This window comes from Bradyrhizobium sp. 23, from assembly GCF_023073295.1.
GTDB lineage: Bacteria > Pseudomonadota > Alphaproteobacteria > Rhizobiales > Xanthobacteraceae > Bradyrhizobium > Bradyrhizobium canariense_D.
Map to the genome: position 1 here is coordinate 22,400 of NZ_JADPJF010000145.1, position 23,780 is coordinate 46,179.

Annotated in this window: 12 protein-coding genes and 4 pseudogenes; 6 read left to right on the forward strand and 10 right to left on the reverse strand. The window is 57.7% G+C overall.

The annotated features are described in order from the left end of the window. Positions 1 to 129: pseudogene (locus tag IVB32_RS33205) on the reverse strand (DUF2285 domain-containing protein); the annotation flags it as partial. Between the two features lie 407 nt (positions 130 to 536). On the opposite strand from IVB32_RS33205, the gene IVB32_RS33210 reads away from it, so the two are divergent. The 3 genes from IVB32_RS33210 (at position 537) to IVB32_RS33220 (ending at position 3,157) form a co-directional block, all read left to right on the forward strand. Beyond that, complete coding sequence (locus IVB32_RS33210) at positions 537 to 818, forward strand: helix-turn-helix transcriptional regulator (protein WP_247410968.1); 282 nt, start codon at positions 537 to 539, stop codon at positions 816 to 818. Positions 819 to 1,106: 288 nt separating this feature from the next. Then, a protein-coding gene (locus IVB32_RS33215; RefSeq protein WP_247412751.1) for an IS3 family transposase occupies positions 1,107 to 2,239 on the forward strand; the annotation gives its coding sequence in 2 pieces (ribosomal slippage) (positions 1,107 to 1,362 and positions 1,362 to 2,239; 1,134 coding nt in all). Positions 2,240 to 2,893: 654 nt separating this feature from the next. Beyond that, positions 2,894 to 3,157: a hypothetical protein gene (locus tag IVB32_RS33220; RefSeq protein ID WP_247412753.1), complete on the forward strand. Its 264-nt coding sequence runs from the start codon at positions 2,894 to 2,896 to the stop codon at positions 3,155 to 3,157. Between the two features lie 547 nt (positions 3,158 to 3,704). Here IVB32_RS33220 and IVB32_RS33225 read toward each other — a convergent pair. The 9 genes from IVB32_RS33225 to IVB32_RS33265 form a co-directional block, all read right to left on the reverse strand. Continuing rightward, positions 3,705 to 5,081 (reverse strand): aspartate aminotransferase family protein, encoded by a 1,377-nt coding sequence (locus IVB32_RS33225; protein WP_346731127.1) that lies wholly within the window; start codon positions 5,079 to 5,081, stop codon positions 3,705 to 3,707. Positions 5,082 to 5,792: 711 nt separating this feature from the next. After that, a complete protein-coding gene (locus tag IVB32_RS33230) occupies positions 5,793 to 8,267 on the reverse strand; it encodes a CoA transferase (protein WP_247412755.1) in 2,475 nt (824 codons plus the stop codon). Between the two features lie 361 nt (positions 8,268 to 8,628). Further along, positions 8,629 to 9,417 carry an SDR family NAD(P)-dependent oxidoreductase gene (locus IVB32_RS33235; protein WP_247412757.1) on the reverse strand — a complete coding sequence of 263 codons (789 nt, stop codon included), beginning with the start codon at positions 9,415 to 9,417 and terminating at the stop codon, positions 8,629 to 8,631. A 187-nt stretch (positions 9,418 to 9,604) separates the two neighbouring features. After that, positions 9,605 to 10,882: an aminotransferase class I/II-fold pyridoxal phosphate-dependent enzyme gene (locus tag IVB32_RS33240; protein ID WP_256466610.1), complete on the reverse strand. Its 1,278-nt coding sequence runs from the start codon at positions 10,880 to 10,882 to the stop codon at positions 9,605 to 9,607. Positions 10,883 to 11,647: 765 nt separating this feature from the next. Next, entirely contained in the window at positions 11,648 to 12,994 is a 1,347-nt protein-coding gene (locus IVB32_RS33245; RefSeq protein ID WP_247412761.1) for an LLM class flavin-dependent oxidoreductase, read from the reverse strand. Positions 12,995 to 14,075: 1,081 nt separating this feature from the next. Beyond that, positions 14,076 to 14,786, reverse strand: coding sequence for a hypothetical protein (locus IVB32_RS33250; protein WP_247412763.1), 711 nt, complete (start codon positions 14,784 to 14,786; stop codon positions 14,076 to 14,078). A gap of 587 nt (positions 14,787 to 15,373) precedes the next feature. Then, positions 15,374 to 16,264, reverse strand: coding sequence for a crotonase/enoyl-CoA hydratase family protein (locus IVB32_RS33255; protein WP_247412765.1), 891 nt, complete (start codon positions 16,262 to 16,264; stop codon positions 15,374 to 15,376). Positions 16,265 to 16,504: 240 nt separating this feature from the next. Continuing rightward, positions 16,505 to 17,068: an aminotransferase class III-fold pyridoxal phosphate-dependent enzyme gene (locus IVB32_RS33260; RefSeq protein WP_247412767.1), complete on the reverse strand. Its 564-nt coding sequence runs from the start codon at positions 17,066 to 17,068 to the stop codon at positions 16,505 to 16,507. Positions 17,069 to 17,584: 516 nt separating this feature from the next. Further along, complete coding sequence (locus tag IVB32_RS33265; RefSeq protein WP_247412769.1) at positions 17,585 to 20,035, reverse strand: CoA transferase; 2,451 nt, start codon at positions 20,033 to 20,035, stop codon at positions 17,585 to 17,587. A gap of 1,622 nt (positions 20,036 to 21,657) precedes the next feature. Here IVB32_RS33265 and IVB32_RS33270 point away from each other — a divergent pair. From IVB32_RS33270 to IVB32_RS33280, 3 pseudogenes are all read left to right on the forward strand, one after another. Then, positions 21,658 to 21,912 (forward strand): annotated as a pseudogene (locus tag IVB32_RS33270) (transposase); the annotation flags it as partial. 319 nt (positions 21,913 to 22,231) lie between these two features. Then, a pseudogene (locus IVB32_RS33275) lies at positions 22,232 to 22,683 on the forward strand (transposase); the annotation flags it as partial. 1 nt (position 22,684) lies between these two features. Continuing rightward, positions 22,685 to 23,656: pseudogene (locus IVB32_RS33280) on the forward strand (IS30 family transposase); the annotation flags it as partial. Positions 23,657 to 23,780: the final 124 nt, after the last annotated feature.

Consider the following 23,780-nt stretch of genomic DNA (forward strand, 5'->3'; position numbering starts at 1 on the left):
TTCCCGCCAATCAGCGTTATCGGCCTCGGCATCCAGCAGACGCATATAGGTGACGGCATGTTGCTCGTCATAGGGCGTAAGCTGGGGCGCGTTGGGCGCGGAATCTGCGATCTTGGGATCGGACGGCACTGCCTGAAAGTCCTACCAGATTGAGAAGCATCGATTAAGCGAGGGTAGCGGTATTCAGAGGCACTTCGTAGAGAACCGATCGTCGCGGCCTGAAACATTCCATGCCGGCTTCAATTAGTGGTCGCAGTGGCTATTCCCGTCGTTCCCTTCGATTCCGGTCGCTCCAAGCATCGCCACAATGCATTTGATCGCAGTCCGTTACGCTCGGCTGCCGCGCCCGCAGCTCGAATTAACAGGTCGACACTGCTCTTCATAACTCGTCAGCCCCGGCTCATTCGGCGCGAGATCTGGCAGCTCTTTCACCCAGCTCACGTCGGGACACAGCTCATCTGCATTTTGGAAAACCTACCGCAATAGTACGGTTATAGCCAGTGGTTTGATGGCCGTCGTAATGGCTGCTTTGGCGCATGAAAGCTCGTGCGCTTGTTGCCTGGAATGTGCGCCGAATCCGCGTAGACCGCGGTATTTCGCAAGAGCGGTTAGCGTACGATGCCCGGATTGACCGCTCCTATATGGGCGGTATCGAGCAGCAATCGCAGAACCCGACAATCGATATTCTCGAACGTATCGCGGAAACACTGGATGTTCATCTGTCTGAGTTCTTTCTTCAACCGCCGAAAGGCGCGGCGTCACCAAAGACGTTACGTAAAGGTCGCAAGCCCGCGCGTTCAGGTCGCAAGACGAAGTAGCACGTATCCCCTGAGAGCTAGCTATGACATGAGGAGTGTTGGCTACAGTTCTGCCTGAATGAACGTCGCGTAAGTTGCCAAAAGCAGAGACGATTCACGCAAATTGTTCCTTGGCAGCTTGCGACATACAACACTATCAGCGATTCAGATCCTGGTCAGCCTACTCCATTGCGCTGTTCCTGCTCGAAATCGCAAGGGCGCTAAGAGCCGGCTCCGCAAATTTGAACAAGACAATAAGTGGAGTTTCTGCCTGAAACGCGGCGATAATCGCCGTGAACAGGAGAGACCATGAACAGACGATCGCGCCGGAACCACACACCGGCGTTCAAGGCGAAGGTGGCGCTTGCCGCCGTCAAGGGCGACCGGACGATAGCTCAGCTTGCCGAGCAGTTCGACGTCCACCCCAATCAGATTACGGCGTGGAAGGCGCAGTTGGAGGGTGGCGCTTCCGGGGTCTTCGGCTCTGGGAGCATGTCGCCTGCCGCGCCTGCGATCGACGTGAAGTCGCTGCACGCCAAGATCGGAGAGCTGACGCTGGAGAACGATTTTTTAGAAGAAGCGCTCACCAAGGCGGGATTGCTGAGCGCAAAGCGATGATCGACCGTGAGCACGATCTGTCGATCACCAAGCAGGCGGAGATTCTGCAGATCAGCCGCGGCAGCGTTTATTACCTGCCGCGTCCGGTGCCGGACGCCGATCTCGCGATCATGCGGCGTCTCGACTGGCTGCATCTGGAGTTCCCTTTCGCCGGTTCGCGAATGTTGAGAGGCCTGCTGGCTGCCGAGGGGTGCAAGATCGGCCGCCGGCATGTCAAGACGCTGATGCGGCGGATGGGGATAGAGGCGCTCTATCGCCGTCCGCGCACGACTAAACCCGAGCCCGGCCACAAGATCCATCCGTATCTGCTGCGCGGCATGGAGATCACACGGCCGAACCAGGTCTGGGCGATGGACGTCACCTACATCCCGATGGCGAGTGGGTTCGTCTATCTCGCCGTGGTGCTGGACTGGGCAACACGCCGGGTTCTGTCGTGGCGGCTGTCGATCACCATGGAAGCAGCCTTCTGCGTCGAGACGCTGGAGGATGCCTTGGCTCGTCACGGCAAGCCGGACATCTTCAATACGGATCAGGGCTCCCAGTTCACCGGACAGGCTTTTAGCGGCGTGCTCGCCGACAACGGCATCGCGATCAGCATGGACGGCAAGGGCGCATGGCGGGACAACGTGTTCGTCGAGCGGTTGTGGCGCAGCGTCAAATACGAGGAGGTGTACCTACGGGCCTATGATAGCGTCAACGAGGCGCGCAATTCGATCGGCCGATATCTCGACTTTTATAACAGTAGACGTCCCCATTCGAGTCTTGACGGCAGCACGCCCGATCAAGCCTACTTCACCTCGCTGCCGCTCCGCCTGGCAGCATAACCCCGGCAGACGCTCCACTTATCGATGCGCAGATTCTGTTCAGACAACCGGGACCAGCTCACTAGGCCAACTGCATCGATCCCTACGGGCATGCAAGAAACGCTCAAGGACGCCAAGGCAAAAGAGCCTCGGCTGAGCGAAGATTCATCGGCAGCTTGGACGAGTCGTGGACCGAAAAGGAGGTCCCGCCGAACATTTGCTTGGCTCTGAAACCGTGCGGCTAGCGGCGCGAACGACGTAGTCCGCGAAACACCTGACCGCTCCACTCAAGCCGCAACCTCCTAGCCGTTTTGATTCCTTCGACGGAAAATATGCGGCCGAGAGATTCCTATGCATTTTTTCAAGCTCCTGCCACATGCACCGAGAGCGTCCTTGATAGCGGCCCGCTCATTCTGTCGGATCCGTTGGAGAGAGCATTAACGCGTCCCTGACGGGGGCAGTGCACGTTTGCTCGTTTTCAGCACAAGCGAAAGTGGATCTGCCTTCCCTAGAGTTGGTAGCGGGACTTGCTTCGGGTTTGCTGTAGACTTCCTTTGAGATCGACGATCGGTTCGCGACGGAAGCGCCGCAATTGGTGACGGCGATCTGCCACGATCGTTCACGATAACCGCAATCCTGGGGCGGTAATGACGGTAGACTCATGGACTTATGGTCATGAAGCTTGTCGAATATCCTTCCGGAAGCTCCGCCGGGTCGACCGTCTTTGTTGGCAAAAACCGTTTTGGAAACTGGGTCGTCCGCGAGCAGAATGGTATTTTCGGAGGTCTGTTCGCGAGCCGCGCGCATGCGCTCAAATACGCACTCTCTGAGAATGGCCAACATCCAGACACTATCCTCGAGGTATCTCGCGAGATCGACATCTTTTGTCGCACGAGGCGAAAATCGGCGCAATTGAGCAAGGGTAATAGCTTCTCGTGAACAGACCGCTACGCCCTTATGAGCATGTCGCTTCCGGTGGCACGACTACGAGCAGCGAAAACGGGATCGTCGGTCTTGCGTCAAGAGGACGGGAACCCAATCGCATCTTCGTCGAACAGTGTCCCGTGGGCACGCAGGCCATATCCCGGATGGAATTCTGAACTGGTTGGGATACCTTCGACCCTTAACTCCGAGCTGTCGATATCAGCCCATTGATTGCAACTCAACAAAGGCACGACGGTAGCGCTCGCACCATCGGAGCTGGTCAGGGTCGAAAACCGGCTTAGGTGTATCGCTTCATCAGGCATTGGATCGGACTGTATTTGGAGTGGCCGAGCGCCTCAGGGCGAGGCCCTAGTCGGGCGCTCCGCCCGTGCAGCGGAGTGCGGACGAGCCACCACCGGGCGATAGACCAGCTCATCACCGCTGTATCCCACCTGAATATCGGCGGCCCTCGCTTCGGCGCCCTCGATCACGGTCGGACGGCAATCTTTGGCCGGAGATCATCTTAACGGCAGGAAGCCAAAAAGCATTGCCAAGACAGCGCTCATTTGCGTACTGTTATCTCACCCAACATGTCTTGATGGCTTTCGAGAAAGCCTGCGAACACATCCACGATGAACTCAGCATCGGTGCGCGCCATCGGCGTCGAAATCGATGCGGCAGCACCATACGGCAGGATGATGCCATTCTCCGCAAAGAAGCGTGTGAGCTCCTTCATTAGAGTTGCTCCGGCAGGCGTGGGATAACTCTCGCGATAGTCATTCGGCGCTTCTGCCTGCGGATGAATGCGAAATAGCGAAGCGGCTCCCGTAACATACAGCGGCGCAGCGAGGTTCGAGATGGCGCGGCCAATCCCGTCACGAACAATGTCCCCAAGCATCTCCAGACGTGCAAAAGCGGGATGATCTAGATGCCGCAGGGCGGTCAGCCCCGCGGTCATGGATAGAGGATTGGCGGAAAACGTACCGCCTTGCGGAAGCAGCGGTCGACCCGCTGAGGCATCAAATACCTTCATTACGTCCTCGCGACCGCCGATTGCTCCAATCGGCAACCCGCCGCCGATGATCTTGCCCATGGTGATGACGTCCGGAGCAAGGCCGTAGCGTGCGGAAGCACCCTGGAAACTCTGCCTGAGATTGAGGACCTCATCAGCGATGACAAGAATGCCGTTTTTGAGGGTCGCTTCCTGCACGGCAGCGAAGAATTCAGGCTTCGGCGCAATGAGGCCGCAGCGGCTCGGCATAGGATCCAGAATGACAGCGGCCAGGTCGTGCGCATTTGACGATATCAAGCGGCGCGCGCCTTCAACATCATTGAAGCGGAGCACAACGACTTCATCGAGCACGCTCGCAGGCATCCCGCGATAGAAGGCCGTGGACTTGGGCTCGATTGCGTCACCCCAATTGTCCGGCGCCGCCGCTTGACTGACCTCGACCCAATCATAGGCACCATGATAGGCGCCCTCGAGCTTGGCAATCTTCGAACGTCCGGTGAAGGCTCGCGCAGCTTTGATCGCAAACAGCACGGCCTCAGTTCCCGTATTGACGAAGCGAACGCGATCAATCCGCGGAATGCGGCCGCAAAGTAGTTCGGCGAGTTCGATCTCGCTTTCCGTCGGATTGGCGAAGCAGCTACCGCGCTGGAGTTGATGGGTTAGTGCTTCGACGACCGGGCCGAAGGCGTGTCCATGGATCAAGGTCGTGAAGTTGCAATTAAGGTCGAGAAACCGGCGGCCGTCCACATCGAACAAATAGCTGCCCATCCCACGATCGATGTAGAGCGGAGTTGGATCCCGCTCAACCGTCACTCGCGAAGTGCCGTCTGGAAAAACCTTTTGCGCGCGGGCAAAGCTTTCGTTCGACCGCCGGCTAGCCCGCGATAATCCGGCCATCGTACTCGAACCTGCAATCTCCTGGTTCACCACAACCTCCTCGATTTCCTTCGCATTTTTGCTGAGTTGCCGGACCGACACCTGTTGAAGTGCCGACTTTCGACACCTGTTATTGGGGAACTGGTCCGGAGCGTCGCTCTTGTGTAATATTGCCAATGTGAGCATCGCGGCGACCGAGATAACTTAGACTAGAATAGCTGCCCGCCTCCCAAACCGCTGCCATTCGGCGTGTGCTCTCACTTTCAAGATGAGCTGGGTACGTTCCAATCTGGGAGCCCCGATGGTAAGAGCTGCTGGCAGGCGCGCCTCGCGCGTCGCTGTAATAGCCGCTTTGGATCGCGGGCGAGTGTCATCACTTGGCGGCTGCGTCCGTCACAGGCTCTGCTGGTGTCCTCAGACTAGCTCATCACAGCCTTCACGGCGAATAGCTGACTTACCGTACACATTAGCAATGAATCGAGATACTACCTACTCTGGTGAGATGAGAGCCGTCTCGCTACGCATCGGCTTGAAGCTGCACCAGACAAAAGAGCCGCCTACTCGTTTTATGCCCCACCGGTCGTCGAATTCTGGTTTGCGACAAGTTGTTCTCTTCGGTCGCAGGATTTGGCGCAGAGCTAAGTTTCACGTGCAGTGGAGTACTTGTGGCGTATAGCGCTGCAGCGCACTGAACAAGAGCGCCACGATGAGTCTCTGCCTTCCAAGCCTGAGAGTTCGTTGGTCGGATCTAGTGTCGATTTCTCAACCTTGCGATACCGTCTTTGTTGTTGTTAGCCCCCCTTCTGAAAGCATCACTGAACCGATGATACCCTCCTTGGCCAAGTCCGCGATCTCGGTGTCGGAAAGCCCAAGAAGACCTGATAGAATCTCTGTGTTGTGTTGTCCAAGCGTCGGTGCCGCTGAGCGGATTGCATAGGGCCTTTCGCCTTCCCGAATGGGCATGGACGGCTGTGGATGCCGGCCGATGAAAGCGCGCTCAATTTCTTGCAGATACCCACGCGACCTAAGATGCCGATCGCTGAGCAGATCAATTGGAAGGCGGGCCACGCCGGCCGCAATCCTTGCGACCTGCAACTCGGACATTGCCTGGTCGGCCTCGCGGGCGATCGTCCAGCTTTCGATCTCTCTCTCGATCAACTCCTCGATATCGCGGCGATCTTCCGCAGATCTCAGCGATGCGTCCATGGCCCAGTCTGGCCGCCCAATAAGTCTGGCAAGTCTCTGCCACATGTCCTGGTCGGTGGCGGCTACCACGATCCAATTGTCCTCACCTGCACAACGAAAGCAGCCATGCGGCACAAACTGCGGATGTCGATTGCCGTATCTTATGGGCGAGGAGCCGTCGATGGAATGGACAATGATCCATGGCGCTGCGAAGGGTATCATGCATTCGATCTGCGCAAGATCAATGAACTGCCCCAGCCCTGTGGTGCGGGCGTGAATAAGCCCAACCAGAACTGCAGCGCAGCCGTTCAACCCACCAACGGCATCTCCAAATGCTACGTGGCTCATCGCAGGTGGCCCGTTGGTCTTGCCCACCACGCTCGGCAACCCAGAGCCTTGCTCGAGGGTCGAGCCGTAGGCGCGGCAAGTGCGAAGGACGCTGTTCGTGCCAAAGGCCGACATCGACATCATGACAAGGCGAGGGTTGAGCGCTCTGAGCACGTCGTAGCCAAGGCCGAGCTTTGGCAGCACATCGGCCGAATAATTGTCGACGACAATATCGGCTTTCCCTGCAAGCCGCTTGGCAAGAGTGCGGCCCTGCTGCCGCGTCAGGTCAAGGGTAATGCCGCGCTTATTGCGGTTCGCCATGCAGAAGCGTGCCGTCTTTTCATACATTTGCTCCTCGATGTAAGCAGCACGCCGGTCAACGCCGCGCCACCAGTCCGGATACTGGATGGCTTCAATCTTGATGACGTCCGCACCGAGATCAGCAAGCGTGCGCGTACACAGCGGTCCCGCCCAGCCCATGGAGAAGTCAAGAACCCGAATCCCCTGCAGTGGCGCCCCGCCTGCATCGTTGCAGCCCGACGATACCGACGCAGTACCGGTGAGGCGTCTTCCTGTGTTCGCGAAACTCTGCTGCTCGCCTGGAGCCGGAACATTGCCGCCCCGACGCGGCGGCGTCAGTGTCAGCCTTTGCATCGATCCCGGCGTCTGGCCCCATTCTTGGCCAAGCAGGACAGGCACGATTGCACCGCGCTCCCTCTTCTCCGCATCCTGCAGCAGATCGGACATATCGGGTGCCGGAACGATCGGGATCTTGCGTTTCAATCCTTCCGCGAGCCACTCGTGCGCTGTGCGCGTTTTCAGCCGCGGAATGAAGTGTCTCTCGATCCGTTCCATGTGTTGCAGACGATCGGCGCCGAGAACGAGAGCCGGATCGTCACGCAGTTCGGCCAGATCGAGCATGTCGCAGAAACCGCGCCATTGTGCCGGAGTGATCGTCGTGACGCCGACCCAACCCTTTTTGGTCTCGTAAATGCCGATCGGAAAATTTGGCCAGAATCGGTTGATGCCAATCCGGCGCATCACGTCGCCGCGCTCATAGGCCTCGAACATCTGATACTCGCTCAGAGCGAGGCTCGATTCAAAAATACTGAGAGACCACGACCGTCTTCTCCCACCGGCTTTTTCTTCCGGAATCGTCGAAGAAGCCGCGGCGATGAAGCCCCACAGACCAGCCAGAATACCAGTCTGGTAATCCGGTGCGTGCAACGGTGGGCCCTCGACAGCTCCAGCCAACTTGATGAGGCCGGCGAGCGCGCGGACCGTCGCATCGGTTGCGGCGAATCCTGCATAGGGTCCCGCTCCGCCAAACCAGCTTGCTTCGAGGTAAGTCAACCTGGGACATCTCTGCCGAATGTCGGCAATATCAATGGAAGGGCAATCTGCGGGATCAATATAGCGCCCATCGATCAGAATGTTGCAATTTTCGATCAGTGCCGTCAGCTGCGGGATCGCGTCCGGCTCGGCGGCATCAATGACGACACTTGACTTGTTGAAGTTCAGGAAGGCAAACCACGCGCTTTGGCCAGAAGCCGTGAGTGGCGCGCTACCGCGGAGTGGATCTCCTCCTGGCGGTTCGACCTTCTGAACGTCGGCGCCGAAGTCGGCAAACAACCGCGCGCAATAGCTGGTCGCGGCGGAGCTACCGATCTCGACGACCCGCAGATGCGAAAACACTTCCATCGAGGGTTTCATTTTCCCCGCCATCCGATACTCCGCATTGTTACTTGCTCGCAACGCAAGCCTGCAGACGCGGCAAGCGCGGCGCCTCTTACCACGCCATTGGCGGAAGGGGCCGTACTGCGATCCCGTGCAAACAAGCCCTTATTCAATCCTGGCGTAATCCGCACCCAATAACGTTGTTGATATTGAACATCGCGAGAAAACGGCATGAAAGCCGAACGAGGGGACCCCCGCCGCCGACTGGCTTAGCCGCTTCAGTCGATCTATCCTCTTCATGTTCCCGCGCGACTGTATGCCGTTTGCGCCGCGAGACAGTTGAAGACACAGTGAGCCTGAGGGAAGCCAGCATTTTAGTGTCGACGATCAAAATGCGATATGCATCGGCTTACGCGGCGAACTCGCCGCCTGTGATATCGATGGTTGCGCCGGTGATAAAGCCCGCCATCGGCGAGGCCAGAAAGGTTACGACGTGCGCCACCTCTTCAGCAGTTCCAAAACGGCCGACCGGAATCCTGCTGAGAGCGGAGCGGTTAACCTCGGTCTCGGGTGGTCCAGTCAGATCGCTGAGAATACGCCCAGGAGCGATACAGTTGACTGTGATACCGTGTGGAGCGAGATCCCGCGCAGCAGCGCGGGTTAAGCCGACCAGCCCCGCCTTCGATGCTGCATAATGTGGCCCTGCGATCATCGGCATGGCACGCCCCGCGAGTGACCCGACATTGATAATGCGTCCATGGCCGTTCGCGATCATTGCTGGCGCCAAAAGCCGCATAAGAATAAACGGTCCGTTGAGATTGACATCGATGACCCGCCCCCATTCATCTAAGGAAGTCTGCGAAAGCCAAGGTGCATTTTGGTCCACGCGCTTGGGGGAGATGCCAGCATTGTTCACCAAAATCGCTATTTCGCCCCAACGTTCCCGGATGTGGTCAACAAATCCCTGGACATCATTGTGTCGAGTTACATCAATCCTCTCAGCATAGAGACTATCTTCCGGGCGGCCGAGAAGGTCAAGCGCGCGCTCGACATGCTCCGCTTTTGTCGCTACAAATGCTACGCGATAGCCATCGGCCAACAACCGGCGCACGATCTCGAGTCCGATCCCGCGCGCTCCTCCGGTCACAAGCGCAACGCGCCGGTCGCTTTGACCCCTGAGTTTTCCTGGCTTCGGCATAATCAGACCGTCCCAAACAGCGTAACGAGCGAGTGGCGCCCGCCGAGAACATTGGCGTAAGCGGTCTGGAGGCACCTTCGGCGTCGAACAATGGATCGAGACTTGACGAACTTTCATTATTCTTTCCGGCTAGGGGGATAGCAGCCGTACCGGGCAGCTCCATGAATTCGTCGGCTGACTCATTACATCACCTCAGAGGGTATGGCTTTCCGGTCGTTTCGGCCACTGCTTCCAAAATGCAGTCGCACAATCGCTCTATATCGTTGTCTTCATGATCGGCCGTAATGCACACCCGAATCCCTGCCTTTCCTTGGGCGACCGTCGGGAAGAACGTCACCGAAGTGTAGAAGCCGGCATCGAAAAGCTCTTTGGCAATTGCAATCGCCTTGGTTTCCGATCCTATTGCAATCATTCTGATGGGAAATGAATTTCCTTGCTGAGCGGTTGCAACATGATCGTCAAAGACCTTGATACGTCTCGCTAACCGCCTCTGACGATCGCCTAGTTCTGCCGAGCGATGAATCCTGCACGAGCCAAGTGCCGCGCCAACCGCCGCCAGATTGGGGGGAACCGAAAACGCATAGGGGATGGAGTAGCGCCGGAACAAAGCTTCGTGATCAGCCGTTCCGAGCATCACCATGCCGCCCGATGCGCCAAAGCCCTTAGCGAGCGAGGCCACTATGATCGTCCGGTCACCCAGCACTTGCGGAAACTGAGAGCGAGCAAATCCTTCGCCTTGGCGTCCGAAGATCGATATGCCGTGAGCATCGTCGATATAGAGAAAGAGCCCGTACCGTTCCTGAAGTTCGCGCAGTTCCTTGATAGGCGCGTTCCCTCCCATAGAGTAAATACCATCGCATACGTAAGCGACAACCGGATGTTCGCGGCACAAGCGTTCGAGAGCTTCAATGTCGTTATGCGCGATCGTTTCCAATCGCGTTTCATCAGCAACCACCGGCTTGTGATAGGCCAAGGATATGTGCGCAAGGCGGTCGAACACGACAAGCGGTTTTCTTCCACCCGTCAGCTGGCCCGAAGCAAGGAGGGGCATCATACCTAGGTTGGCGAGCATGACAGTGGAGAAGGCGATCACGCGTGCGCAGAACATCTCCGAGAGGGTTGCTTCAAGCTCTGCCAAGAGATCGAAATTGAGCCGCGTTCGTGCGCATGACCAGTGCAAGGACCGATGCGCCTCTATCGCATCGATCGCGCCAGCGACGATCGCGGGATGATTGTCCAAGCCAAGGTAGGAACATCGCACGAAATCAATTTTTTCCGGCCGGCCATCAAGCGACCCCGAGCCCAAAGCAAAGGCACGTCCAGTCATCGAACGTCCATGGACGGCCATGAGACCAGCCTCATGAGCTGCATCGAAATACGAACGGCTCTTATCGATCATGTATGCCGTGTTCCGAAAATGTCCGGCCGGCCGACCATCCCCCGAGAGAGGGCTACGCTGTGGCATTTGATTCTCCGTTCTATTTGCCAAGCATGCAGATCCGACGGATCGGCTGAGTAGCACGGTAGGCGCTTGCACGACCGCTCGCACTGAATTCTCCGCGCAGCTCGATCGCTTCCTTAGTTGCATAGAGACTTTATATCGGCGGGATCTCTTGGGCAGCTACCAACTCGGATAGCTTAGATTTGACAGAGTCGAACACGACGCTGAGACGGAGCCCGGACACGATAGCCGCACTCCTTTCATGAGTAAGATCGGAGACGAAACCGCGCACGCCGAATAAACAGCGGCCACAGCTGCAGCTCTCCGAGACCGCGGCCTGAATGTTGGTGCTGTCGCCGACCCGGGTGGCGCTGGGCAAACACTCGCCCGATTTGAATTGGGCTTAAGGGCAACCGCCCCTTCGTACGAAAGCCCGTATCATCAATGATCAACGCTTCGATTTCTCGTGACATTCGGTGCCGCCAGCACCAACTCACGGTACCTGACCAACACCTGCTGATGCGACCGGTCGCCTCGACGGGCGCCACCACGCGACGCTCTTGCGATCACCGCATCATCACCGCAGCATAGATCCGCCAAACGGTTCCAACATGCTCCGCTCACGTTCGCAAGGTGCCCATGATGTATCGAAAACCGCGACGCTACGTCCCCCCAATTAGTCAGCCCCATCTCAACCTCTCCTTGCTGAACGTTCAAAGATACATCACTCCTGGAGATACGGGCCAACTCTGGCTATCCTAGCCCGACCTCAGTGAAATTAAGTGGCGGTCATCGACTGCTTTGCGCGAACCGATTAAGTGGCCGCTTGAGTCCGAGATTCTCTCTTAATGTCTGTCCAGAGTACGTGGACCTGAATTTACCTCGCTTGCGCAATTCCGGGATGACGAGTTCAACAAAATCCTTGAGCTCGCCTGGAACAGTTGCTGGTAGCACGTTGAATCCGTCAGCAGCACGCTGGTCAAATCTATCGACCATAGCATTGGCGATTTCGTCCGGCGTTCCAACAATCATGAGATGGCCCCGGCTGTCCGATATGAAGCGGATCAGTTGCCTCCAAGTGAATTTCTGGCGCACGGCCAGATCGAGGAGCGTCTTCTGACGACTCTGGATAAAGTTCGTCCGCGGTAATGATTCAGGTACTAATGAGTCGAGGTCCATCGAACGGATATCAGTGACAAATCCCAGCCAACGATCGGCGGTCCCAATTTGAACGTCAATGTGAGTATACGATTGTAGCCTTTGCAGCTTGGCGGAGGCTTCTTCCTTGGTCCTGCCAACAATCGGAACAATGCCAGGCATAATTAGAACCTGATCGTCCGTCCGCCCAAGTGCGCGTGCCTTCTCTTTGAGAGTTGCGTAGTATCGTTTACCGCTTTCCAAACACGGTTCGGCGGTAAACACTACCTCGGCCAGAGCTGCAGCGAACCGTATTCCGGACTCCGATGCGCCCGCCTGAACCAACACGGGATGTCCTTGAGGCGGCCGTGCGATGTTCAGCGGGCCTCTGACTGAAAGGTAGTCCCCTCGGTGATTGAGCAGATGCAGCTTCGTCGTGTCGACAAAAATACCTGTTTCCTTGTCGCGAACAAACGCGTCGTCTTCCCACGTATCCCAAAGCCCCTCGACGACTTCTACAAATTCTTTCGCTCGGGTATAGCGCGTGTCGTGATCTGGAAGCTCTTCTTCGCCGAAATTGGGGGCCTCGTACTTATTTCCCGAGGTGACAATGTTCCAGGCCGCCCGTCCGAGGGAGAGGTGATCAAGTGAGGCGAGCATCCGTGCAAGGTGATATGGCTGGTGGTAAGTCGTTGTCGCTGTCGCCACGAGGCCGATGTCCCGCGTTCTCGATGAAAGTGCCGACAGTAGTGTGATTGGCTCGAACGTGTCGTTTCGGCTCACACGCGCAATATTAGCGTTATCTTGTTCTACAACGCTAGGGCTGTCGGGGATAAACACGAAGTGAAATGCCGCAGCTTCGGCAAGTGCTGCTAGGTGAGCATAGTGGTTGACATCAACTCCACCATTGGCAGGCACGCTCGGATCTCGCCATGCACCTTCGTTATATCCCGCCTGAATCAGGTATAATCCGAGCGTCAGTTCACCATTGCGCTGCATGTCGTGTCTCCCGTTGAATTGGACTAACTAGCGCACCATGTTCGGTCGGTCGTCCTCGTCTTTGAACTGAACAGATGCCTTACTCGTGCGCTTTCGTAATGCTTGACGGTCTCGTCGATTGAGCCGCAAATGATTGCCGCGCTTGCCGGTTTTGTGAGATCCAGAGGATCCTAACGCGCGCCGCCTGAGAAACATTCGTGCATCATCGTGGCCAACGCTTTTCGGCAGCATAACGGTCTTCCCGAGATACTCGCTGGCTGTCGCCGCAAGTCACTTAGCCGGCGCCGACGTGTATCGACGGATAAGTGACATGCTTGCGCTATGTAGATCAATTACTAGCAATGGTAGTTGATCGCACTGCACGTTCGGCGGGGGTCCTGTAGCACGACTCGCAGTTGACTCGAGCTCTGGTCGCACAACTAACGAAATGCTGATTTCGGAATAGCTGGTCGGAGTCGACCGAGCTGACGCGTGCTTAGCGCTTTAGAGTATTCACCGTGGCTTCTGCGATAATCATCTGCGAAGTGGTTCGCGCGCTCAAATGGACATGAGCACGGTGCGTCGGTGCGCTCGAGTCCGGATCGTGCAAAAATGCACGATCACGATCACTCCCGTAGGTCGCGGTGTAGCTGTCAGCAGATCACCGCATTCACCTGCTAGAGCCAAACTGGTCAGTCGGTGATCGTCGGAAAGCTGCGGATGGATCATTGCTCGGCTGGGTGGTGGTTCCAAGGTTATGTAGCAAGCACCCTGGCGGGCCATATGCTGTTTGAGCAGGATGGCGCGGTGATACGAACGATGACGCTTTCCATGGGAAGCTGGGTCCCGCTCGATCAGAGGGGTTTTGCAACCCGTCTTTCGACCTGCATGAGGTGGTGGTGGAAGCGAGCGCCAACGGCATGGCCGTGTCACGCACCTATGCCGCAGACCTGGTCTTTTCATCGTACGGGCCGCTCACCAACTGCCGGATGATGTGTGAGCGTCGATCGGTCCACCCTTTCGTAAGCTTGACCGGCTGGCGGAAGACTCGGTCCTGCTCGCGCCCTTAGGAGATTTGATGAGGATCACCGTCAGCGAGACTTCAGGAGGCTAAAGCCGACTTGCTGCTATCGTGAACGGCAACGAGGCTTCTCAACTCCTCGCCGGTTAGCCAAACAAGCAGATCGTGATCAATGATGTTCTCCTCTACCAGATGTAGTATCGAACCGCCGTGTTCATAGTGGGCATGTCCGTATTGCGCAAGAACGCCCTTCTCGAGCAGCCAGCGCTCTGCAAGTCCACATACGAAGTCGGGAGACCACATGGCAAATGAAGCGCCGCGCAGTATTGCAGCCATGATCGTGGGTATGCCTTGTCCCCTAAAGTCGCTGCGCAGCCAAAAATCTCCATGGTAAGCTACTTTCCCAGTAATCTTCTTTGCGGTTGGCGCAGCGCAAGTACAACGGTCCTGAGGATGTGCATGTACGGCTGGTTCGGCGTAGAACGCCCTCAGAGATTCAAGATGCTCTGCAAAGTTACTGTGCGAAAGGTCATAAAGTCGAGCAGCCTGTACGAGCGCAATCTGCTTGTCCTTGTCGACGCCCACCATCCAATATCCCTCACCCGATTTGATCGGCGAACGATCTGGCCGAAAGTTTGGATATGTCGGTTTCTTTGTTGGAAGGGCCCGTGTGATCGAGACGTACTCATTGAAATCAAATCCTATCGAAAGGTTGATGCCTTTTTGGGCGGCGGCATCGTCATATACCCGAAGGAATCGCGAGACTTGCAACGGATTAACTACGGATTTCATTGCTGCACCTCGTTTCTGATCTGATGAATGCGTGTAGCCTCGACAACTCATCCAGCTCGCGTGTACAGCACAACCAATGAACCAACGGTACTACCTATCCTGATGAGAGATGCGTGGCAATTGATGAGGCCATTCGCAATGATTAGTCTTGCGGCGGCACACCGTTCTCGAGCGGCACCGGATCAATAGGAGCTGCGGCCTGCGGCGAAGCACATTGACCAAGCCGACGCGAGGAGCTGCACTCCCTCGATGGCGAGCTAAGGCCGAGGGAGCGACATGGTCAAGTCGCACAAATTGCTCGAGAGCAACTCCCAAAACAGAAGAACGCTTCGGCTCAACCCGTGCCTGCCCGCACGGTCGGATACTTTATCCAGCCATCCTGCTTATCTTTCAATCTGCATTCTTGCAGGGGCCCGGCGAGACTGGTTGAGCTGAGTTACCAAGAATGCCATCGCTGCCGATGAAAATCCCGGCCGCTGGCTAGACTCACCGACTCGTCGACGAGGTAATATCAGCGGATCGGCACCGCCCGGAAAATTGCCTCGTCGAGCGGCGCGCATCGGCTAGGCTGGTAGGGCAAGGAACTATCATTTGTACTCTCGTTCCGTCCACCATGGAAAAAAATCCGGCATGTCGGCCGACACCGTGTCTCTGAAAGCTGCGGGCCGCTTCTCCAAGAATGCCATCACACCTTCCTTTGCGTCGGCGGAACGCCCGCGCGCATACATACCGCGGCTTTCGATCTTGTGGGCTTCCATCGGGTCATCTGCACCTAGCATGCGCCACATCAACTGCCGGATTAGCGCAACAGATACGGATGAGGTCTTGTCGACGATTTCGCGAGCGAGCTCACGCGCGGTGGGAAGCAGTTGTTCTGGGGGCACAACTTTGCTAACTAGCCGACCGGCAAGCGCTTCCTGTGCCGGAAATACCCGCCCGCTGAGAGACCACTCCAGCGCCTGTGCGATGCCGACGACGCGCGGCAGGAACCAGCTCGAAGCTCCCTCCGGAACGAGGCCACGCTGCGAGAACACGAACCCAAAGCGCGCGGCTTCAGAAGCGATGCGGATGTCCATCGCGAGCTGCATGGTCGCGCCCATGCCGACCGCCGGCCCATTCACGGCGGCGATGACGGGCTTCAGACACTTGAAGATCCGCATCGCGATCTTTCCACCGCCGTCGCTGACCTTCGGATCGCTGTAATCCACTGCGCCATCGGGCAGTCGTTTAACCGGTCCACGCCGGGTCTCGCGGTCAAATGTGTCGCCGCCCGAAGATAGATCGGCGCCGGCACAGAAGGCTCGTCCTTCGCCAGTCACGATAATGGCGCAGACATCATTGTTCTTATCTGCTCGATCAAAAGCGTCGACGATCTCGCGCTCCATGGTTGCGGTACAGGCGTTGAGCTTCTCCGGCCGATTTAGGGTTATCGTAAGGATTTGCTCCGCAATGTCATATTTGATGGTCTGGTACGCCATGGTGTTCCTTTCAGATACTCGAACTAGTTGGGCGGTTCGCTCACTCGATCCCAGTCTGCTTCAGCGCTACGGCCAAGGCTTCCTCAAATATTTCAAGGAGCCTGATTTAGGGTGTCATGATCAATCGTGAGTGCTGGCAAGAACTTTATGACCTGATCGATTGGCCCGCATCGTTCGATGATCAGTCCTCTCTCAAAGGCCTTGCGCGCCGTGGTTGCTGCAGCCTCAGTCCTTCGGCAATCAAAGCCCACCGCCATGCCTCGCCCTGGAACGGAAAAACTGTTTCCATACTCTAATGCAATGCCTTGTGGACGTGCGCAAGAGCCGATTGCCGCTCGCGGCAACCGCTCCTAAGCTCATGCCATCATATCCATGCGTGAATGAAATATGGCTCTGACGCCGGATGACTTTGCGTGAAAGCTTCAGAGCTGACTCAATAGCACTAGCAGCTGTCGGCCCTGAGAATTGGAATCGGTAGCGCAGATACCGCTCTCGAAGTATGAGAGAGCAAAACGTCTCCATGAAGCCGAGCTTTGCCGGAGTGGCCATGTCAAGCCCGTGGACCATGGCATCCGACGCAAAATACTCAGTAATGTCAGCTTCGATCTGATGATTGTTATGGCCGTAGTTCAATGCTCCAGCATCGGACGGAAAGTCAGTAGGCTGTCGACCATACTCCGTCAACATAACGGGGCCGCGCGCTCGACTGAAAATAGCCGGAAACGAACGTGAGTACGATCGGACGGTTGAATTGAGGACTTCGAAGGCTTGCATCTTACGGGGCTCGCCCATGACTTCATCCACGATCGTCTCCTCCACCAACCTCAGACGTATCAGATTGCGCGAGCTGTGGACTTAGCGAGCGGCACGTGCCGCGCGTCTCGGCGCGGCCTTCCCCGCGTGCTCTCCCAGAAGGCCCACTCACTTACCGGATAACCGGCAACGACGGACCTACTAGGATTTGTGGGTTGTGACTCAAAGAGCGACGCATATCCCTGCCATTCAGGCGGAGAGCCAATGATGTCCTCAAGTCCGGTACTCATTCGTGTCTCGCAAAGCGGCTTCCGTTCTGGGTTAGGAATGGGATGCGAAGCTGCATAAGCTACCACGCAGTCGTCACTGAAAGGCGATCGCAATGCCATGTAGTTCCACAGTTTGCTGAGATAATTAAAAACGCCGCGCCACTGCTTTGCCGTGAGGTATGGATGACCGAGGCCACAGGCTGCGCTGCTGAGCGGCTGATCCGCCAATTCTGAGTGAAATCGAGCCGTAGCATGATCTAGCAGTCTGACGCCACCTTCTAGGCCTTCGCGAGCTACCTCAGGAGACCATCGCGGTACCGATGATGTTCTCGCTTGCCAGTTGCGCGATCTCGGCGTCGGAGAGCCCGAGAAGTTCTATTAGGACGTCTCTGTTATGTTGTCCCAGTGTCGGGGCCGCCGAGCGGATCGCATACGGGGCTGCGCCTTCGCGAATCGGCATGGATGGCTGCGGGTGCGAGCCAATGAAAGCGCGTTCGACCTCCTGCAGAAATGCGCGCGACCCGAGATGTCGATCCTTGAGCAGGTCAATCGGCAGGCGGGCCACGCCTGCCGCAACGCTTGCGCTCTGCAGCTCGGACATGGCGTGATCCGCATCACGAGTGTGCGTCCAAGCTTCGATGCCTGCCTCTATGAGATGCTCAATGTCGCGGCGAGCTTCCGCAGATTCAAGCAATGCGTTCGAGGCCCAGTCTGGCCTACCAATAAGGATGGCAAGCCTCTGCCACATCGCCGTATCCGTAGCCGCTATCATGATCCAGTTGTCCTCACCCGCACACCGGAAGCAGCCATGCGGCACCAACTGCGGATGTCGAGCACCATACTTTGTGAGTGGCGCCCCATCAATCGAGTGAACGGTGATCCAGGGCGCCGCGAAGGGGATCATGCACTCGATTTGCGCGAGATCAATGAATTGTCCCTGCCCGGTGTTGCGAGCGTGAATCAGGGCGAGAAGAACTGCAGCGCAGCCGTTCAGTCCGCCGACGGGATCCCCGAACGCGATGTGGCTCATCACAGGCGGCTTATCGGCGCTTCCGACCACGCTCGGCAGACCTGAGCCCTGCTCGAGAGTCGAGCCATAAGCCCGGCAATCGCGATGGACACTGCTCGCGCCAAAGGCTGACATCGACATCATGACGAGGCGTGGATTGACTAGTTTGAGTACGTCGTAACCAAGCCCGAGCCTTGGCAGCACATCAGCCGAGTAATTACCGACGACAATATCGGCTTCCGCCAACAGCCGCTTGGCAAGGGCGAGGCCTTGCGGCCGCTTCAGGTCAAGTGTGATACCGCGCTTGTTGCGGTTCATGATGCAGAAGCATTGCGCCATTTCATAGATTTGCCCGTCCACATAGCCGCTGCGCCGGTCAACGCCGCGCCACCAGTCCGGATACTGGATGGCTTCGATCTTGATGACGTCCGCGCCGAGATCGGCCAGTGTCCGGGTACACAATGGGCCTGCCCACCCCATGCTGAAGTCGATCACGCGAGTCCCATGCAACGGCTGCCGGCCCGCATCGATGCAGCCGGACGATCCAGGCCCAGTCAGCGAGCCGTGAGTACGCATGTGGGCGGAATGTTGCTGCTCGCCGGGAGCCGGAACGCTGCCACCCCGGCGTGGTGGCGTCAACGTCAGCCGCTGCATCGAACCAACCGTCAGGCCCTCCTCTTTACCAATTACTATCGGCACTATTGCGCCGCGCGCCTTTTTTTCCTCGTCTTGGACCAGATCGGATATTTCGGGCACCGGCACGATCGGGATTTTGCGCTTCAGTCCCTCCGCAAACCACTGCTGCGCTGTCCGCGCCTTCAGTCTCGGCACAAACTGTCGTTCGATCTGGTCCATGTGTTTCAGGCGACCTTCGTTGAAGGCCAGAGCCGGATCATCACGCAATTCGGCCAGGTCGAGCATGTCGCAGAATGCGCGCCATTGCCCCGGCGTGACGGTCGAAAGGCCGAGCCAACCTTTTTTCGTTGGGTAGATGCCGACCGGAAAGTTCGGCCAGAAACGGTTGATACCGATCCGGCGCATCACGTCGCCCCGCGCAAATGCCTCGAACATGAGATACTCGGACAGAGCGAGGCTAGATTCGAAAATGTTGAGCGACCACGAACGTCCAGCCTCACCCTGCAGTCGTCCAACAACCGACGATGCCGTGGCGATGAAGCCCCACAAGCCAGCGAGGATACCCGTTTGGAAATCGGGGGCGTGCAAGGGCGGGCCTTCGGCCGGTCCAACTAGCTTGATGAGACCGGCGAGAGCGCGCACTGTAGAGTCGGTGGCAGCGAATCCTGCATAGGGGCCCTCCCGGCCGAACCAACTCGCTTCGAGATAGATCAACCGGGGGTGTCGCTGACGGATCGAGGCGATATCGATGGGCGGGCAACCCGCCGGATCAACATCGCGCCCATCAACCAGAATGTCGCAATGCTCGATCAGTTCCGTCAGCCGCGTGGCCGCGTTCGGGAGGCTAGCATCGATGATGATGCTTGATTTGTTGAAGTTCAGGAACGCAAACCATGCGCTGTGGTCACCTGGCGTGAGCGGCGGGCTGCGGCGAAGTGGATCGCCGGCTTTCGACTCGACCTTTTGAACATCGGCACCGAAATCCGCAAACATTCGCGCGCAATAGCTTATCGCGGCCGAGCTACCGATCTCGACAACCCGTAGATGCGATAACACTCCCATCGACAGCTCCTTCTTCACACCGATGCTCGGGAAGTCACCCATCAGCCGACGCAAGCTTGTCGCACCTAAGAGCGGCGCTGCTGCAGTACCGATACAACGAAGTTTGTGCGGCGATGCGACGCGGCGACCGCGGGATAGAGCCCATAGCTTTGATCCAAATCCTCGCCGAGGCAACATTGACATTGTGTTGGAAACGACAAACCAAATACGACCGTGTCGTTCTGATGGATGTCCGCAACTTCGCTTTTCTCCTTTAACTTAAGCGATGGCCTCTTTCTCCCGATGGAGGCAAAGCCGCATGCCTCCCGCCCTATGCCAACGATTCGGCCGTCGGCCTGGAGGGCGTCAACAAGAAGAGCGTAGAGGATACGCGATCATTTCGGCTGTGTGTCCGGCTATAGGCACTACGCCGAATAGTGACAGAACTGGCGCGCTTTGTGTTCAGGAACGGCTGCCGCGATGCTAGGCGACGGGAAGTCTGCTGTATGATGAGCAGTCCTGGCATGTTAGGCTGTGCCACACTTCGCGATCCGTACATTGGTTGGGCTTTCCCAGGTTCAGTCAAGCATATCGCCCTGTCGTGATGAACTCGCCACATCGGGACGAGTGTTATCGAGGTCCAGTTCAGCAATCGGGTGTATTCGGTTGCGTATGCACGGGGGGGAGGGCGATCCTCCGTCGCGTTCCAATCTCTCATGTGCCAAACAATCACCCGCTCCAACACTAGGATGAGTCGGTACGACAGCGCGGCTTAGCTGGCGCCGGTCCTGCTGTGACCGTGATTAAAGCGAAATAGACCATTGGCCGCTTCGCTTGGGCAGCTACCAAATAAGATAGTCGGCACCACACAGCCGATCGATGTCGCTCTACGAAAGCGCGTCAACTTAGCAATTGCTCGCCGGGCCGCTCAGGCACGAGGATCACGCATGCGGCCACATTCCGCTGAGCGCGCCCGTCCAGCGGCCGGAGCGGTGTGATGATCACGATTGATATGTCGCTGCAACTGCAATGCTAAAGCGCCAGCTGTTATCTGCTTCGGCGCTCAGATTATTCGCGTGTAATGAACCGCCAGAAGGAGCGCTGGTGCCACGATCTGGTCGAGAAAGACGGCGATGATCTGAGCTTCCGAAGTCATGATGATTATCTGCCACTTCCCAGCGGCATGCCTCCGGCCAGATCTGAAGAAACTCCAAGCTTACCGCGGGAGATCCCGGACAGTACTCTGCTTTGATGCTACAGCCGAGCTAGAATGGCTACCAAGATAGAATAGGCCGCTGAGATATTGAGCATTGCGCCTCAACCGCCGTCCCGTGTGTCTCGGCCGGGGTACTCTCTCACGTTCCCACCGCCTGCCTCAGCTCGCGCAGGCCCGGGCAGATGCGATCGACGCGGCGATAGAGGTCACCTACCACGCGGGCCTTTTATTGCAGCCATCATGTCTAAATCGCGCAGTCGCACGCGAGGCCATACACCTTTGAACGGGAGTAACCTTTTGTTTGCATTGGAGTACGCAAGCTGGATTCAGCAGGATTGCTGCCTGGTATAGGTTAAGGAATGCCTCGGCGACGGTATGTCTAACCCCGACCATACCAGCCGCTCATACAGTGCATTGAGCTGCTGCCGGTTTGATGGACACCGAGATTGGGTGTTTTATCGAGCGGGTCATGCAGAGACGGAAGTTCAGTCGAGAGTTCAAGATCGAGGCGGTCAAGCTCGTCAGGGAGCGCGGGGTATCTGTGGCGCAAGCCGGCCAAGACCTGGGCGTTCATGAGAACGTGCTGCGCAAATGGGTGAAGGAGTTCGGCTTCGACGCTGCGCAGTCCTTCCCCGGCCACGGGCAAATGAAGCCTGAGCAATTGGAGATCGAGCGGCTGCGGCGCGAGGTCAACAAGCTGAAGGCGGAGCGGGATATCCTAAAAAACTGTCCAGCGCCCAGGTGCGCCTGCGTGGAGTAGAAACGGCCTTGTGCTATCCTCTGCGGCTGGGAGGGTAGCGGCCGTCAGCTTATTGGAGGCACTGTCCCCGTTAAAGAACGTGGTCCATGGGCGCGTGCGGACTTGAGAGTGGTGACGCTGTTCCGGCGGCGATCCCGATTAGGAAGATGACAAATTGGCATAGCCCAGACCCTCCTGCCATGATCGGACGGAGGATTCGCAATGCCCAAGGTTGACAAACGGTGACCGCCTGGAATTGAAGCCCGTCAACTTCGGAGCTGCTGCCATCGACATCGGATCAAGGATGCACATGGCTGCGGTGAATCCGGCCTGCACTGACATCCCAGTGCGGACGTTCGGTACATTCACGCAGGACCTGCATGATCTGGCGAACTGGTTCAAAGCGTGCGGCGTCACCAGCGTGGCAATGGAATCCACCGGGGTCTATTGGATCCCGGTCTATGAGACCCTGGAGCAGCGCGGATTTGAGGTCATTCTGGTCAACGCACGGTACGCCAAGAACGTGCCTGGGCGGAAGACCGACGTCAGCGATGCCGCATGGCTACGCCAGCTTCATTCCTACGGCCTGTTACGCGGCAGCTTCCGACCGGATGCCGAAATTGCAACATTGCGCGCCTATCTACGCCAGCGCGAGCGGCTGGTAGAATATGCCGCATCCAGCACATGCAGAAGGCCCTGATGGAGATGAACTTGCAGCTTCATCATGTCGTCTCGGATATCACTGGCGCGACCGGCGGCATCGACAGCCCAATGGCACGCCGAGCGATCGGCCCGTCGGCCCAAACCGACTAAGCTTGCGCTCAACACAACGTTGCGCACTTATCTGGAGCAGCGACTGGCCGGCGTGGTCATGACCCCGAGTGGCGCTGCCGTTCCTGGTCCCGCCGTTCCGTGGAAGGGCCGCCGGCATGGCCCGCGAAAGGATCGGCGATGGGCCAGGGCTTGGAGCCCGGAGCAGATTGCCCGACGCTTGCCGATCGACTTCCCGGACGACAAGACGATGCGCATCAGCCACGAAGCCATCTATCAAGCTCTCTTCGTTCAGGGTCGGGGAGCGCTACGCCGCGAACTGTCGGCCTGCTTGCGAACCGGGCGCGTATTGCGGGTCCCCAGGGCGCGCGTACGCAGGCGAGGCAAGAGCTTTGTCTCGCCGGAGATTATGATCAGTCAACGCGCCGCCGAAGCGGCCGATCGCGCGGTGCCGGGCCACTGGGAGGGAGACCTCATCCTTGGTCTTGGCAGCTCGGCGATCGGCACGCTGGTTGAGCGGACAACACGCTTCACGATGTTGCTGCATCTTCCCCGGCTTGCGGGGCATGGCGAAGCTCCACGCATGAAGAATGGCCCTGCTCTCGCGGGACACGGAGCTGAAGCCGTGCGCGACGCGATTACGCGCGCCATCATCACCTTGCCCGAAGAGATGCGTCGTTCGCTGACCTGGGATCAGGGAGCCGAAATGGCTCAGCACGATCATCTCAAGATCGACGCGGGTGTCCAAGTCTACTTCTGCGATCCGCAAAGCCCCTGGCAGCGTGGCACCAACGAGAACACCAATGGGCTGCTGCATCAGTACTTCCCGAAAGGCACCGACCCGAGCGTCCACAGCGCCGACGACATCGCCGCCGTGGCCGCGGCCCTCAGTGCTCGACCGAGAAAAACTTTGGGTTGGAAAACGCCAGCAGAGGGGCTTGACGAGTTGCTGTCGTGAGTGGAACACATTCGGTGTTGCGACGACCGCTTGAATCCGCCCAGTACGTCAGCGAGCAGTTCCAGCGCTTGATGGCTGATAGCGGCATCGTCTGCAGCATGAGTCGGTCCGGCAACGTCTGGGA

What these genes read in the sequence shown, in the direction of transcription:
- IVB32_RS33240 (WP_256466610.1), bottom strand. Translation starts at nt 10,882, where the DNA reads ATGCCACAGCGTAGCCCTCTCTCGGGGGATGGTCGGCCGGCCGGACAT.
- IVB32_RS33210 (WP_247410968.1), top strand. Translation starts at nt 537, where the DNA reads ATGAAAGCTCGTGCGCTTGTTGCCTGGAATGTGCGCCGAATCCGCGTA.
- IVB32_RS33255 (WP_247412765.1), bottom strand. Translation starts at nt 16,264, where the DNA reads ATGGCGTACCAGACCATCAAATATGACATTGCGGAGCAAATCCTTACG.
- IVB32_RS33230 (WP_247412755.1), bottom strand. Translation starts at nt 8,267, where the DNA reads ATGGCGGGGAAAATGAAACCCTCGATGGAAGTGTTTTCGCATCTGCGG.
- IVB32_RS33220 (WP_247412753.1), top strand. Translation starts at nt 2,894, where the DNA reads ATGAAGCTTGTCGAATATCCTTCCGGAAGCTCCGCCGGGTCGACCGTC.
- IVB32_RS33250 (WP_247412763.1), bottom strand. Translation starts at nt 14,786, where the DNA reads ATGAAATCCGTAGTTAATCCGTTGCAAGTCTCGCGATTCCTTCGGGTA.
- IVB32_RS33245 (WP_247412761.1), bottom strand. Translation starts at nt 12,994, where the DNA reads ATGCAGCGCAATGGTGAACTGACGCTCGGATTATACCTGATTCAGGCG.
- IVB32_RS33235 (WP_247412757.1), bottom strand. Translation starts at nt 9,417, where the DNA reads ATGCCGAAGCCAGGAAAACTCAGGGGTCAAAGCGACCGGCGCGTTGCG.
- IVB32_RS33265 (WP_247412769.1), bottom strand. Translation starts at nt 20,035, where the DNA reads ATGGGTGACTTCCCGAGCATCGGTGTGAAGAAGGAGCTGTCGATGGGA.